The 13556-nt window shown below is 65.7% G+C and carries 14 protein-coding genes; 3 read left to right on the top strand and 11 right to left on the bottom strand.

Features of this window, described 5'->3' with window-relative positions; translation table 11 throughout:
* Positions 1–18 precede the first annotated feature (18 nt).
* Entirely contained in the window at positions 19–681 is a 663-nt protein-coding gene (gene fer, locus AV929_RS14055; RefSeq protein ID WP_064288558.1) for a ferredoxin Fer, read from the top strand.
* A 14-nt stretch (positions 682–695) separates the two neighbouring features.
* Here the strand turns inward: fer and AV929_RS14050 are convergent, their stop codons facing one another.
* Positions 696–1871 (bottom strand): aspartate kinase, encoded by a 1176-nt coding sequence (locus AV929_RS14050; RefSeq protein WP_014041676.1) that lies wholly within the window; start codon positions 1869–1871, stop codon positions 696–698.
* 201 nt (positions 1872–2072) lie between these two features.
* On the opposite strand from AV929_RS14050, the gene AV929_RS14045 reads away from it, so the two are divergent.
* The gene (locus tag AV929_RS14045) at positions 2073–2471 is read left to right on the top strand and encodes a hypothetical protein (RefSeq protein ID WP_064288557.1); all 399 of its coding nucleotides are present in this window, start codon (positions 2073–2075) and stop codon (positions 2469–2471) included.
* A 6-nt stretch (positions 2472–2477) separates the two neighbouring features.
* Here AV929_RS14045 and AV929_RS14040 read toward each other — a convergent pair whose 3' ends face one another.
* From AV929_RS14040 to AV929_RS14025, 4 genes are all read right to left on the bottom strand, one after another.
* On the bottom strand, positions 2478–3452 hold the full coding sequence (locus AV929_RS14040) for a YndJ family protein (protein ID WP_064288556.1): 975 nt from the start codon (positions 3450–3452) through the stop codon (positions 2478–2480).
* Complete coding sequence (locus AV929_RS14035) at positions 3449–4123, bottom strand: DUF4166 domain-containing protein (protein ID WP_064288555.1); 675 nt, start codon at positions 4121–4123, stop codon at positions 3449–3451. The genes AV929_RS14040 and AV929_RS14035 overlap by 4 nt, the downstream gene beginning before the upstream one ends.
* A 224-nt stretch (positions 4124–4347) precedes the next feature.
* Positions 4348–5739, bottom strand: a complete 1392-nt coding sequence (thrC, locus tag AV929_RS14030) for a threonine synthase (RefSeq protein WP_064288554.1) — start codon at positions 5737–5739, stop codon at positions 4348–4350.
* Between the two features lie 65 nt (positions 5740–5804).
* Positions 5805–6194 (bottom strand): helix-turn-helix domain-containing protein, encoded by a 390-nt coding sequence (locus AV929_RS14025; RefSeq protein WP_004959860.1) that lies wholly within the window; start codon positions 6192–6194, stop codon positions 5805–5807.
* 443 nt (positions 6195–6637) lie between these two features.
* Here AV929_RS14025 and AV929_RS14020 point away from each other — a divergent pair, with 443 nt between their 5' ends.
* Positions 6638–7615: an orotate phosphoribosyltransferase gene (locus tag AV929_RS14020; protein WP_050037269.1), complete on the top strand. Its 978-nt coding sequence runs from the start codon at positions 6638–6640 to the stop codon at positions 7613–7615.
* Positions 7616–7641: 26 nt separating this feature from the next.
* On the opposite strand, the gene argF is transcribed toward AV929_RS14020, so the two are convergent.
* The 6 genes from argF to lysX are packed head-to-tail and all read right to left on the bottom strand — an operon-like array spanning position 7642 to position 13543.
* Positions 7642–8538, bottom strand: coding sequence for an ornithine carbamoyltransferase (argF, locus tag AV929_RS14015; RefSeq protein ID WP_050037270.1), 897 nt, complete (start codon positions 8536–8538; stop codon positions 7642–7644).
* 1 nt (position 8539) lies between these two features.
* The gene (locus AV929_RS14010; RefSeq protein WP_064288553.1) at positions 8540–9601 is read right to left on the bottom strand and encodes a [LysW]-lysine hydrolase; all 1062 of its coding nucleotides are present in this window, start codon (positions 9599–9601) and stop codon (positions 8540–8542) included.
* Positions 9598–10725 (bottom strand): aspartate aminotransferase family protein, encoded by a 1128-nt coding sequence (locus AV929_RS14005; RefSeq protein WP_014041685.1) that lies wholly within the window; start codon positions 10723–10725, stop codon positions 9598–9600. The genes AV929_RS14010 and AV929_RS14005 overlap by 4 nt, the downstream gene beginning before the upstream one ends.
* Positions 10722–11582, bottom strand: a complete 861-nt coding sequence (locus AV929_RS14000; RefSeq protein ID WP_064288552.1) for an acetylglutamate/acetylaminoadipate kinase — start codon at positions 11580–11582, stop codon at positions 10722–10724. The genes AV929_RS14005 and AV929_RS14000 overlap by 4 nt, the downstream gene beginning before the upstream one ends.
* 18 nt (positions 11583–11600) lie before the next feature.
* Positions 11601–12638, bottom strand: coding sequence for an N-acetyl-gamma-glutamyl-phosphate reductase (argC, locus tag AV929_RS13995; RefSeq protein ID WP_050037273.1), 1038 nt, complete (start codon positions 12636–12638; stop codon positions 11601–11603).
* Complete coding sequence (gene lysX / locus AV929_RS13990) at positions 12635–13543, bottom strand: lysine biosynthesis protein LysX (RefSeq protein WP_064288551.1); 909 nt, start codon at positions 13541–13543, stop codon at positions 12635–12637. The genes argC and lysX overlap by 4 nt, the downstream gene beginning before the upstream one ends.
* Positions 13544–13556: the final 13 nt, after the last annotated feature.

The raw sequence follows: 13556 nt of genomic DNA, 5'->3' as shown, positions 1-13556 counted from the left end.
TGACCGCTACTGTGTTGCGTGGCGTCTCCATTCGAGGTCCTCGGAATCACGCCGGACGCCGACGACGGGGAGATCGTCGACGCGTACCGCGAGCGGGTAAAAGAGGCACACCCGGATCAGGGCGGGTCGGCGGCCGAGTTCCAGGCAGTCAAGACAGCCTACGAGCGACTGCAGAACGGGTACGAGCCCGGAGACCCCCTGCCCGACGAGGCGTCAGAGTCCGAATCCGAGGCCGAGGAGGCCCCGCCGGAACCGGACGACCCGATGGTAGAATTTCTCAATTTCGAGGTGCTCGAAGACCACGGCTGGGCACTGGAAGACGAGGACCTGTTCGCGAAAGCCGCCGACGCGAACCTGCAGTCGACTGATTTCGGGCGGTTCTACGTCGACCCGAACGACACGCTGCTTGAAGCGGCCGAAAAGAACGGCTTCGCGTGGCCGTTTGCCTGCCGTGGCGGCGCGTGCACGAACTGCGCGGTGGCAGTCGTCGAAGGCGAGATGCCGTCGCCGGCGAGCCACATTCTCCCGCCGGACCTCACCGAAAAGGGGATTCGCCTGTCGTGTATCGCCGCACCGGTGTCTGACGACGCGAAGATCGTCTACAACCTGAAACACCTCCCCGAAGTGAGCGAACTGTTGCTGCCCGCGAGCCGGTTCGAGCAGGCCTCCTCAACCGATTAAAAAGAATTCAGCGGTCAGAACACGTCCTGTACGAGCGAGAGGGCCTGTTCACGGTCCTCCCACGGAACGAACACGGAGACCGATGTTGCGGACGTAATCACGTCGTAGAGATGGATGTGCGCGTCGGCCAGCGGTTCGACGACCTGATGGGCGAGCGCCGACTGGCTCGGATCGCCGCCGGTGACACGGATGACGGCGATATCGTCCTCGACGGTGACCGACGAGAGCGTCTCGTCGTCGACGATACGGGCGTGCAGCAGTGCTTCGGCTTCCTCGGCGTCGTCTTCGTCGACGTAGAACGTCAGCGAGTCCATCCCTGAGGAGTTGGCCTCGATGTTGATCTCCTCGTCAGCGATAGCGCCCGACAGGTCCGCGAGGATGCCCGGGCTGTTCCGGATAGCGCGGCCGGCGACGGTCACGCAGGCGATTGGCTGTTCCTGCAGGTCGATGAGGTTCTGGAACTCGCCCTCGATGGACGTGCCACCGGAGAGCAGGTCGCCGTGCTGATAGTGGACGACGCGAACGCCGAGGTCGTCGCTCTTGTATGATAGCGCCGACGGCGCGACCACCTCGGCCCCGCGGAACGACAGCGAACGGAGTTCGTCGACGGATATTTTGCCGACGTTCCGTGCGCCTTCGACGACACGCGGGTCCCCGGTCATGACACCCTCGACGTCGGTGACGATGACGACTTCGTCGGCGTCCATGTAGTCGCCCATCATCACGGCGCTGGTGTCGGAGCCGCCGCGGCCGAGCGTCGTCACGTTGCCCTGATAATCTTCGGCGAGGAAGCCGGTGATGACCGGGACGACGTCCTTGAGCTGGCCGGCCAGCGCGTGGGCACGCTTCTGTGTCTCCTCGACGTCGACCTCGCCGTACTCGTCGGTGATGATCGGCCAGTCCTCGCTGCCGGGTTCGAGGAAGACGGCCTCGATACCGCGGGCGGCGAGTGCGCCCTTGAGCATCCGAACGGAGGTCCGTTCGCCCATCGAGACGATTTCGGCGCGGTCCGCGGAGTCGGCGTCGTAGTTGATCTCGTCGAGCAGTTCGTCGGTCGTGTTGCCCATCGCCGAGGCGACGACCGCGACCTCGTGGCCCTGCTGGACGGCCGCAGCAATCGAGTCAGCGGCCCGGTTGATGCGGTCGCCGCTGCCGAGGCTCGTCCCACCGAACTTGGCGACTACGCGCATGCTACCACCGTGTCCATGTGTACGTGAGTCATTGCCCTCGCGTTATCCGTCGCTCGGGATAACTGTGTCCATCTGTTTCCACACCGCACTGTCGGCAGGACCCGACAGAGTCCGTCGCGTGACGACCTACTGCTACGGAAGCGAACGCGACCCGAAGCGTCCGACACACCGTTTATTTGCGTGGGGTTCCCACACATATGCATGGATATCCGCGACGCTATCGAGGACGACGCCGAGCGACTGGCCACCCTCGCTGACGGGCCGCCGGACGTGATGCAGAACCTCGTTCACGACCGCACCGTCCGCGTGGCCGAAGAGGACGACGACATCGTGGGGTTCGTGAGCTTCGACGCCGAGCGTGGGACCGTCCACGTAACGCAACTGGCCGGGTCGAGCGACGCCTGCGAAGTACTCCTGACCGACCCTATCGAGTTCGCGCGCCGGGAACACATGTCCGTGGAGCTACTGCTGCCGGAAGACGAATCAGAAGTCCGGGCCGCCGTCGAGGCGGTTGGGTTCACCTCGACCGGAAACGGCCCCCGGTTCGACGGACAGGAGACGACGCGCTACCGGTTAGAGCCGGAGCGAGCGGAGCACTGACCGGCGTCACTGGACCGAGAGCCGCCACCCGAGCGTCGCACACAGCCCGAACCCGAAGGCATTGAGCGAGCCGTGGAGCGCGACCATCGTCGAAATCGTCAGACCCAGCGAGCGGCCGGTGAACGTCGACACCCCGTAGCCGAGCGCAAGCGCCATCGAGATCGGGAGCGCCACGGCCGAAATGCCGAGCAAGAGCCCCTGCAGTTGGTGACAGGTGGGGACGACGCGACGCAGGACCACGACGCCGAAGGCCGCCACGGCGACGGTGAAGAGACTCACTGCGACGACCTCCACCAGCGGCGAGAAGGCGATGCCGACCGCGATGAGTGCCGGGCCGACGAGGATGACACCCGCAACGGTGCGGAATCCCCGCGAGCGGTCACCGAGGTGTCGGCCGGTCAGTCCCGCCGCGACCGGGAGGACGAACCCGGCGTAGTGGAAATGGACCGCCGTCAGCCGAATGATGACGCGGTCGAACCAGAACGTCAGGTCGAGATGGGCCAGCAGGAGCGCGATTGCACCAACTGAGACGTAGGCGAAGCCGGCGTCGATAGCCGTCTCCGGGAGCGTCAGGCCGCTTCGAACCCGGATCCGTGCGAGCGCGGCGAGTCCGAGGAGGCCGGTGACCGCAAGCCACGGCGTTGCGAGCGCGGCGGCCAGCAGTGCTGGTGACGGAACGACCAGCGATACCGCAAACAGGAGTGCACCGACCGGCTGGAGCCAGATGGCTGTGGTCGTGAGCCGACTGACAGGTGCCTCGAACGCTCCGGTCACCGCCGTGCGGAGGGCGAGCGGGACCAGCACAAGCGGCGCGAGGGCGAGCGCCCGTTCGATAGCGGCCAGTTCGCCTGTGACCGTCATCGCCAGCCAGACCACCGCACCAAGCACCGCGCTCAGGTCCGCCACGGCGATGCCCCGGATAGACGGCTTGGCGACACTGCCGAGTGCTGGCTGCCGGGACCCGCCGGCGCGGTCGCTCATCGCGGCGGGAGCCGGTCGAGCCCGCGGACGATGCGTAGCTCGTCGGGCGTCCCGTCGCTGGCAGTCTGGTCCTGCGTGAACGTCCCGCGGTAGCCGAGCATGTGGCCCACGAGGTCGTTCTCGACAGTCGCGGTGACGTGGTAGCGTTCGTCGGTCTCGTCGTAGCGGTCCCGGACCTCCACGTCGGCGGCAAGCGGTCCCGGCAGGGGAACGTAGTGGTTGCCCAGGCGGGCCCACTGTCGGCCGCCGGCGACCACGAGCGCCCCGTCCTCGACCCGCGGGTGGAGTTCGCTGGCGATCCGGCCGTGTGTCCCCAGAAAGTCGAGCAGTCGCTCGGCCTCGGCGTCCCAGACGGTCAGCGAGTCGAACAGGCGGGTGGTGTCGCCGAAGTCGAAGGCGCGGCGGGTCGTCATCGCCTCGTGACCGCCGTCCGTCGTGTAGGCCACCGTCGTCACCGAGAACGGCACGTCCTCGCCGGCTTCGGGAAACAGCATGTTCTGGGTCGTCATCGCGTACAGCGCCGGGAGGACCAGCGTCCCGCGGGTAATATCCATCTCGCCGCGACCGACACAGACCGTCCCGTCGTCCGGGGCGAGGCTGTACCGGTCGCGGACCTTCGGGTGGAGGTCGGCCGCGGCCTCGCCCAGCGCCCGCTCGTAGACGCCCGTCACAGTCTCACCCGCGCTGGTGGCATCCGCAACGCAATCGACGGTTCGACGGCAGCGCTCAGTCGTACTGCACTTCGCGTCTGTGCGTCCATTGGTTGGCTGTTCCCGGGGAAGATAGATATTTCTACTGGGTAGAAGACGGAAAATACTGAGTAAAGAGCCAGCGCAGTCAGTTTTCGACCAGAAAGTCGGGCAGGGCCTCGCCGTTGGCGGCCCGTTCGCCGACGTTACTTCTTCGAGAGGAACTTTCGGTAGAGGTACGCGACGCCGAGGCCGCCGGCGACCAGCGCCGGGACCAGCGGCGCGTCGGCGGCCTTCGACGCCTGTCGCCGAACCGTCTGGGCGACCGACGACGGTTCTTCGATGAGGTCCAGCACGGCTTCGGTGCTGTTTTCGACCGGCTCCGGCTCGTTCCCGGCCTCAGCGGCCGCCTCGGGGTCTTTGAGCAGGTGGCCCGTGGTCAGGCAGACGACCGACTCGTCGCTATCGACCTCGCCCTCGCGCCGGAGTTTCCGGAGGCCAGCGACGGAGGCCGCGGAAGCCGGTTCGACGCCGACGCCTTCCCCGGCGATGTCGCGCTGCGCTTCGGTGATCTCCTCGTCGGAGACGGCGACGGCGGTGCCGCCGGTCTCCCGGATGCCCGGCAGCGCCTTCGGCGCGTTGACCGGATTGCCGATGCGGATGGCGGTCGCGCGGGTCTCGACGTCCTCCCAGCGGCGGGTGTCCTCGTACCCGTTCTCGATGGCCTCGACCATCGGAGCGGCTCCCTCTGCCTGCACGCCGGTGAGTTTGGGCACCTGCTCCTCGGTGATTGCGCCGGCCTTGACGAGTTCGCGGAAGCACTTGTACAGCGCCGCGGTGTTGCCGGCGTTGCCGACCGGCAGGACGATGCGGTCCGGGTACTCGCCGTGGTCGGCGTAGAACTCCTCCATGATCTCCAGCCCGATGGTCTTCTGGCCTTCCAGGCGGAAGGGGTTCAGGGAGTTCAGCAGGTACGCCTCACCGCGCTGTGCGAGGTCCTGCACGATGTCGAGACACTGGTCGAAGTTGCCGTCGACTTCGAGGATGCGCGCGCGATGGAGGCTCGCCTGTGCGATTTTGCCGGCTGCGACCTTCCCGGCGGGCAGGAGCACGAGCGTTTCCATGCCGCCGCGGGCACCATAGGCCGCAAGCGCAGCGGAGGTGTTGCCCGTCGAGGCACAGGCCAGTCGGTCGACGCCGACCTCTTGGGCGACCCGGACACCGACGGTCATGCCGCGGTCCTTGAACGAGCCAGTGGGGTTCATCCCCTCGTGTTTCACGCGGAGCGCGTCCACGCCGATGTCGTCTTTCAGGCGCGGCATCTCGTGCAGCGGCGTGTCACCCTCGGGGAGCGTGACACCCTCTTCGAAGGGCAGGGCAGCGTTGTACCGCCAGACCCCCGAGCCATCGAACTCGTCGAAGGTCGGCAGGTCGTCGTAGCGGACTTCAAGCAGGCCGTCACAGTCGTCGCAGGTGTAGCGAATCTCGTCGAAGGGAGCGAACGTCTCACCACACTCGATGCAGGCCAGCCAGACGCCGTCATCGGCAACCGGCGGCACGTCGTCGGTGAGTTGCAGGTCAGCCATTGTCGGGACCATGCTCCCAGTGGGCAAAAGTCGGACGGTTGTCGGCTATACTGCCAGCGTTCACGGCGCGGCAGCTATCACTCGCTGGGCCTGGCGTCGAACTCGTCGATACGGTGATGAACCGCGACAGTCCACTCGTCGAGGGTCTCGTGCATCAGTTCGCGGGCCTCCGACAGCGGTGTCGCGGTGTACTGGTACACATGGCCGCCGCCGTCGAGCAACCGCCGTTTCCGCGTCGCGAGCCCCTTCTCGCGAAGCGTCGATAGCGACCGGTTGACGTTCGAGCGATCCCGACCGAGTTCGTCAGCGAGTTCTTCGACAGTGCTTGCAGGTGTTTCGAGCAATGTCTGATACGTCCGTACTTCGTGTTCCTGAACGCCGAAAACACAGGCCATCACGTCCGAGAGGTTCGGTTCGTCGTCGACCATCAGCTCGTGGAACTGGTCCGGAGAGGGGTTGACAGACATACCGGTCTGTATTATGCCAACCCGGATAAACTGGGTCGTTACCTCAACCTCACCGCGACGGAGTCTTGACTGTCCGCTTCTATCCGGTTCCGAGCTGTCGGCAGCGGCTCGGGAAACAGGCCCCTGTGAACAGTTGACGAATATATAGGGATAGTTACTGTTTCAGCTAGAGGGACCAGCTAGCAGGATTCCAATAGTAACTAGTACTGTGTGAAACAATGCCGAATACATCGAAAAGGGTGCTGTTTCGGGTGGAGATTGTCCTCATACGAACCAGAGCTGCCACAGATCACCTATATCCGCATAAGAATGTCTCGTCGGAGTACATATCAAAAGCATTAATACTCACTGACTAATGTCACTTTAAAAAGAAGTAAGCGCATTTCTCCTCGTGGTGTCCGAGCTACGACGAGGATGCTAATACTTCCCGATCCCAGAAACCAATGAACTACAGGAGTTTCGACCACCTCAGTGCTGATACGCAGGAGTGGATCGTCGATCTACCAGACGACCTGGATCTGATCGTCGGAATACCCAGAAGCGGGATGCTAGTGTCAAACTTACTTTCGCTGCATCTCAATCTCCCGATGACGGATATCGACGGGTTGCGGGAGGGCAGACTCCTACAGACGGGGGAACGGTACGACGGTGAGTTCGACCTCTCGGAGTTCTCGACGATACTGGTCGTCGACGACACCGTCTACACCGGGAGCGAAATGACCGATGCGCAGTCGACCATTGACGGGTTTGATCTGTCCGCGGACGTGTACTACGGCGCTGTGTACGTGGACGAGGGGTCCGAGCGGTTCGTCGATACCTACGCCCAGACCCTGCCGTTCCCGAGAGTATTCGAGTGGAACATGATGCACCACGACTTCCTCGTGGACTCCTGTGTCGACCTTGACGGCATCCTCTGTCGTGACCCGACGCCCGAAGAGAACGACGACGGGCCGAAATACCGGGAGTTTATCTCGACTGTCGACCCGATCTGTGTTCCCTCGGTGGAAATCGGGCAGATCGTCACCTGCCGACTGGAGAAGTATCGCAGCGAGACCGCCGCCTGGCTCGACGAGCACGGAATCGAGTACGACGAGCTGGTGATGATGCAGTACCCGGACAAGGCTACGCGGGTCGCCGCGGGCAACCACGGCGAGTACAAGGCCGAGGTGTACGGGTCTTCGGACGCCAAGCTGTTCATCGAGAGCTCACACTCCCAGGCCCGAACGATCGCTATGCAGACGAACAAACCCGTCTACAGCAAGGAGCAAAACCGGATGCTCCAGCAAGGGTATCTGACCCGCGTCGCCAGAAACGGCCGGATGTCCATCGAGGCCGTCAAATCCGACCCGCTCAGGTACGTCGATCAGCTCAGGTCAGATCCAGTTGACTTCGTCAAGCGGGCCTCGTCGGTGTTTCTCTAGGCCACGTTTTCCCGTTCGGGACGGGTCTACGCCTGCTCAGACAGCCACACCAACAACCCCTTCTGAGCGTGCAGGCGGTTCTCTGCCTGCGCCCAGACGATGGCGTTGTCCGACTCGATGGCGTCGTCGGTGACCTCCTCGCCGCGGTGGGCGGGCAGGCAGTGCATGAACGGCCGATCTTCGAGCAGGTCCGTCGTGATCTGGAAGCCCTCGAAGTCTTCGAGTTTCTGGCCGCGCTGGTCCTCCTGGCCCATGCTGACCCACACGTCGGAGTACACCACGTCGGCGTCGGCGACGGCGGCCTCGGGGTCGTGGGTCGTCTCGGGCGCGTTGCCGAAGGCGGCGGCGCGGTCGGCCACGTCATCGGAGATGCCGTAGCCCTCCGGGGTGGCGACAGTGAGGTCCAGTCCGACCATCGCCGCGCCGATGACGAAGGACTGGCAAACGTTGTTGCCGTCGCCGACCCACGCGACGGAGACGTCCTCGAAGTCGCCGAACCGCTCGCGGATGGTCAGCAGGTCGGCGAGCGTCTGGCAGGGGTGGGCGTCGTCGGTCAGCCCGTTGATGACCGGGACCTCGGCGTATTCGGCCAGCTCCTCGGCGTCCGCGTGGTCGAACACGCGGGCCATGATGAAATCGACGTAGCGCCCGAGCGCGCGGGCGGTGTCCTTGACCGGTTCGCCGTGGCCCAGGTGGATGTCGTCGGGACCGAGGAACACGGCGTGGCCGCCCAGTTGCGTCATCCCCGTCTCGAAGGAGACCCGGGTCCGGGTCGACGGCTTCTCGAATATCATGCCGAGCGTCTGCTGGTCGAGCAGGTCGCTTGTACTCCCCTCGCCGTGATTGGCCTTGATGGCCGCGGCGCGGTCGAGGACGGTCGCCAGTTCGTCGGTCGTGAGGTCGTCGACGTCGAGTATGTCCATGTCAGTCCTCCAGCAGGCGTTCGGTCGCGGTTTCCAGCACCGCGACGGAGCGGTCGTATTCGTCGAGCGGGAGGTGCTCGTTCGGTGCGTGATCGAGGTCGGAGTCGCCAGGCCCGTAGGTCACCATCGGACAGTCCCACGCCTTCGCGTAGACGTTCATGTCGCTGGTGCCGGTCTTGCGAAGCAACGTGGGCTCGCCGCCCTGCTTCCTGATCGCGGCCCGGAACGCCCGGGCGGCGCTGGTCCGGGGGCTCTGCATCACCGGCTCGACCTTGTCGTCCCAGTTGACCGTGCCGTTCTCCAGGAATCCGTCGGCAATCTCCCGGATCTCGTCGGTGCTGTACTCCGGCGGAACCCGCAGTTGGACGTCCATCGTCGCTTCGACGCTCAGCCCGTCGCTGGACGTGCCGCCCTTGAACTCGACGGGCTTGCAGGTGACGCGTTCGAAGACGGGGTGCCACTCGTCGGTCTCGAACTCGTCGTCGACCGCCGACCACCAGTCGATGGCGTCCTGAATGGCGTTGTTCTCCGGGCGCGAGGAGTGGCCGGACTCGCTGGTGGCGACGTAGGTCCCGGCCAGCAGGCCGCGGTAGCCCAGCGTGATACCCTCCCAGCCGGAGGGCTCGCCGTTGACGACGGCACCGGGTGCTGTCTCACGGTCCTCGACCAGATGGCGAGCGCCCTTCGAGTCGACTTCCTCGCCGACGACGCCGACGAAGGAGGCCCCGGTGCGGACGGCCGCGACGGCCATCGCACACAGCGGCCCCTTCGCGTCGACGCTGCCACGGCCCCACAGCACGTCGCCCTCGTCGGTTTCCTCGACGCGAACCGGGATGTCACCCGGCACGGTGTCGATGTGGGACGTGAGCAGGACGGCGTCGTCAGCAGGCGCGCGGACGTTGCCGACCTCGTCGAGCCACGCCTCGCGGCCGTGGGCCTCGAAGAACTCGACCAGCCGTTCGGCCGCGGCTTCCTCGTCGCGGGACACCGACGGCGTGCGAACGATTGCTTCGAGCAGGTCGCGGGCCTCCGTGTCGGCCTCGCGGCTCGCGGCTTCGCTCATCCCACCACCTCCGCCATCGCGTCGACGACGGCGTCGGCGTGGGACTCGTCGATGGTCAACGGCGGAAGCAGGCGGACGACCGTGCGGCCGGCCGGCAGCGCGAGCACTTGGTGGTTCAGCGCGAGTTCCTTCAGGGCCGCGTTCGCGCCGCGGCCGACCTCGACGCCGATCATCAGGCCCTCGCCGCGGATGTCCCGCACGTCGTCGCCGATGGCCGCTTCCAGTTCCGTCTGGAGGTAATCGCCCATCGTGGCGGCGTGTTCGGGAAGGTCGTCTTCGAGGACGGTCGAGACGGTCGCGCCGGCGGCCGCCGAGATGACCGGGCCGCCCGAGAACGTCGAGGCGTGGGAGCCGTAGTCCTCGGCGATCCAGTCCCGGCACAGCGTCGCGCCGACGGGAAGGCCGTTGCCGAGCCCCTTCGCCGCGGTTATCATATCGGGTGCGACGGCGGCTCGCTGGGAGTTCCACAGCGCGCCCGTCCGGCCGATTCCGGTCTGGACTTCGTCGAAGATGAGCGCCGCGCCAGCGTCTTCGGTTATCTCCCGCGCGGCTTCGAGGTAGCCGTCCGAGGCCGGGTTGATACCGCCCTCGCCCTGGACGGGTTCGACGATGAACGCGGCGGTGTCCTCGTCGACGGCCTCGTCGAGCGCCTCGCTGTCGTCGTAGGGGACGAACTCCACGTCGCCGATGAGCGGCTCGTAGGGCTTCTTGTACTTGTTCTTCCACGTCGTCGCCAGCGCGCCCATCGTCCGGCCGTGGAAGCCCTGCATCGTCGCGACGATCTTGGAGTCCCCCGTCGCCGACCGGGCGAACTTCAGCGCGGCCTCGTTGGCCTCGGTCCCGGAGTTACAGAGCCAGGTCTTGTCGATGGGGTCCGGTGCGGTGTCGGCGAGCAGGTCGTACAGCGCCGTCCGCTCGGCGTTCGGGTACGACGCCTGGACGTACGTGATCTTCTCTAGCTGCTCGCTGACGGCGCTCTGGACCGCCGGGTGGCCGTGTCCCAGCGGGACACAGGCGTAGGACGCGCCCATGTCTAGATACTCTGTGCCGCTGTCGTCGTAGACGTAGGCACCGTCGCCACGTTCGATCTGGATAGGTTTCTCGTTGAAAACGAATCCACTCATTGTTCCTCCGTCGCTGTCTGGTCTGTGTCCTGTTCGAGTGCGCTCGCGTGAACGTGGGTTCCGCCGCCGTCAAGCGCCGAGAGAATCGGTGACTCGGCGTTGGCGTCTGCCACCACGACCTCCGATGCGCCGCCGTCGAGCGCCTCCTCGGCGGCCATGATTTTCCGGCCCATGAATCCCTCTGCAGCGTCTTCAAGAGCGTCCCAGTCGCTTGCCGTCTCGACCGATTCGATGAGCGTCGACGGGTCATCGGGGTCCGCGTAAACGCCCTCGACATCAGTGAGGAGCACCAACTGCGCATCGAGTTCGCCGGCGATGGCCGCCGCCGAGCGATCGGCGTCCGTGTTGACCGGAATGACTTCGCCGTCGTCGTCCCCGGCCATCGGCGGCGCGGCGACGGGCGTGTAGCCGTCCGCAAGCAGCGTCTCCAGCAGGTCGCCGTTGACCTGCTTGATCGTGCCCGAGTGGTCGCCGCGGCGAATCTTCTTCTTGCCGTCCTCGACGACCCGCACTGCGGACTTCCGCGGTCCGTAGAGCAGTTTGCCGTCGACGCCGGTGAGCCCGACCGCATCGACGCCCTCGCTCTGGAGGCCGGCGACGAGCTGGGTGTTCAGATGCCCGAAGGCCATCTCGAACACCTCCATCGTGGTCTCGTCGGTGAACCGACCGACGACGCCCGACGGCGTCTCGACGTATTCGGGCTCGACGCCGAGCCGTTCGAGCGTCTCGTCGACTTTGGTGGAGCCGCCGTGAACCACGACGACCTGTTCACCATCGGCCACTAACGATGCCACGTCCGCAAGCGCCCCCGCGGGGTCGACCGCGCGAGCGCCACCGACTTTGATAACGACTGTCATAAGAACTCAGGTCAGGGGTTACGGTGCGCCGACGGGGTGGAGCCCCTGGAACTCCAGCCCCGCCGTCTCTTCGATGCCGAGGGCGACGTTGGCCGCGTGAACGGCCTGGCCCGCCGACCCTTTCATCATGTTGTCGATGGCCGAGAACACGACCAGTCGCTTGTTGCCGGGGTCGAGTTCGAAGCCGACCTCGGCGCGGTTCGTTCCCGCGACCGACTTGGGTTCGGGGTAGCGGTAGACGCCACCGCCGCCCGCGACGAGTTCGACGAACGGTTCGTCCTCGTACTCGCCGCGGTAGGCTCCCCAGAGGTCGCCTTTCGAGACCGGGCCCTCGGGGAAGACGTGACAGGTCGCGCTCGCGCCGCGAATCATGTCCACCGCGTGGACGGTGAAGGACACGTCGATGCCGAGGAACTGCTGGATCTCGGCCTCGTGGCGGTGTCCCGTCGGCGCGTACGGACGGACGACGCCCGAGCGCTCCGGATGCGAGGATGCCTCGCCGCCGCCGGCTCCGCCCTCGCTTGACCCGACCTTCACGTCGACGACGATCTGCTCGTCACCGGAGAGGATGTCGGCCTCGAACAGCGGGAGCAGGCCCAGGATTGTCGCCGTGGCGTTGCAGCCGCCGGAGGCGATGAGGTCCGCGCCCGCGAGGTTGTCGCGGTTGAGTTCCGGTAGCGCGTACTCGCTCTGGTCAAGCAGTTCCGGGCGTGTGTGGCCGTCGTACCACTCGTCGTACTGGGCCTCCGAATCGAGCCGGAAGTCCGCCGAGAGGTCGACGACAGTGCCGGCCGCCTCCTGGAACGCGTCGATCTGTTCCATCGAGACGCCGTGGGGCGTCGCGGCGAACAGCACGTCAACCGACTCCAGGTCCGACGGCGAGGAGAAGCGCAGGTCCGAGTGGCGAAGGTTCGGGTGCGAGTGCCCGATAGTCTTGTTCTCCTTCGAGCGGCTGGTCGCCTGTGCCAGTTCGAACTCGGGGTGACCGTCGAGGATGCGAAGCAGTTCCCCGCCGGTGAATCCGGAGCCGCCGACGACACTCGCGGTGTACGTCATGCTGTCACCTCGGCGTCAGTCTCGGTCGCCGCTTTCTGTTCGAGCCAGTCGACGACCTTCGCGGGCACGTCCACGTCGGTGACCTCGTTCAAGGCCTTGAACTCGACGGTGTGGTTGACCTCGTGGACCGTGTAGTCCTCGAACTTACGCCCGCCTTCGGTGTCGCTCTCCGATACCCCGACCTCCATCAGGTCGATACCGAGCAGGCCGCCACCGACCGCGTCGGAGGCCTTCTCGACCAGTTCCAGTGCGCGGTCGTCCAGTTCGAACTCGTCGGTTTCAGCGCCCTTGGCGGCGTTGGTGAGCCAGTGGTCCGAGGAGCGGACCATCGCCGCGATGGGCTCGCCGTCGACGGCCAGCACGCGCATGTCGCGGCCGGGCTTGTCGACGAACTCCTGGACGTAGAAGATCTTGTGCTCGTAGTGGCCGAGCGTCTCCTTGTGTTCGAGGATGGCCTCGGCGGCCGAGCGGGAGTCGATCTTCGCCATCAGGCGACCCCAGGAGCCGACAACGGGTTTGAGGACGCAGGGGTAGCCGAACTTCTCGATGGATTCCAGCGCGGCGTCCTTCGTGAACGCCACGTCGGTGTTGGGCGTCGGCACGCCCGCGGCCTCTAACGCGAGGCTGTTGTTGACCTTGTCCGCACAGGTGTCGGCGACCTCGGGACCGTTGACGACCGGCACGCCGTAGGCCTCCGCGAACTTCGTCGCGTACACGCTACGACTGGTCGCCAGACAGCGGTCGACGACGATGTCCAGATCCTCGAAGGCCTCGGGGGCCTCGTGGATATTGAACTGCTGTTTGCGAACGTCTATTTTCTCGATCTCGTGGTCGCGCTCGCGCAGTTCCGACAGGAGTAGCTTCTCGTCCCGGCGGATGCGCGAGTAGAGGAGTCCGACTTTCATACTGAGTCCTCCG

Source organism: Haloarcula sp. K1 (genome assembly GCF_001647155.1).
Classification (GTDB): Archaea; Halobacteriota; Halobacteria; order Halobacteriales; family Haloarculaceae; genus Haloarcula; species Haloarcula hispanica.
The sequence above is the reverse complement of the archived record's forward strand: the minus strand, read 5'-3'. Positions and strand labels throughout refer to the sequence as shown.

Bases quoted from the DNA above. Each gene is read 5' to 3' on its own strand.
- AV929_RS14020 (WP_050037269.1), top strand. From the start codon at position 6,638: ATGAACTACAGGAGTTTCGACCACCTCAGTGCTGATACGCAGGAGTGG.
- AV929_RS14010 (WP_064288553.1), bottom strand. From the start codon at position 9,601: ATGAGCGAAGCCGCGAGCCGCGAGGCCGACACGGAGGCCCGCGACCTG.
- AV929_RS14025 (WP_004959860.1), bottom strand. From the start codon at position 6,194: ATGTCTGTCAACCCCTCTCCGGACCAGTTCCACGAGCTGATGGTCGAC.
- AV929_RS14050 (WP_014041676.1), bottom strand. From the start codon at position 1,871: ATGCGCGTAGTCGCCAAGTTCGGTGGGACGAGCCTCGGCAGCGGCGAC.
- thrC (WP_064288554.1), bottom strand. From the start codon at position 5,739: ATGGTCCCGACAATGGCTGACCTGCAACTCACCGACGACGTGCCGCCG.
- AV929_RS14045 (WP_064288557.1), top strand. From the start codon at position 2,073: ATGGATATCCGCGACGCTATCGAGGACGACGCCGAGCGACTGGCCACC.
- lysX (WP_064288551.1), bottom strand. From the start codon at position 13,543: ATGAAAGTCGGACTCCTCTACTCGCGCATCCGCCGGGACGAGAAGCTA.
- argC (WP_050037273.1), bottom strand. From the start codon at position 12,638: ATGACGTACACCGCGAGTGTCGTCGGCGGCTCCGGATTCACCGGCGGG.
- AV929_RS14000 (WP_064288552.1), bottom strand. From the start codon at position 11,582: ATGACAGTCGTTATCAAAGTCGGTGGCGCTCGCGCGGTCGACCCCGCG.
- AV929_RS14005 (WP_014041685.1), bottom strand. From the start codon at position 10,725: ATGAGTGGATTCGTTTTCAACGAGAAACCTATCCAGATCGAACGTGGC.
- argF (WP_050037270.1), bottom strand. From the start codon at position 8,538: ATGGACATACTCGACGTCGACGACCTCACGACCGACGAACTGGCGACC.
- AV929_RS14040 (WP_064288556.1), bottom strand. From the start codon at position 3,452: ATGAGCGACCGCGCCGGCGGGTCCCGGCAGCCAGCACTCGGCAGTGTC.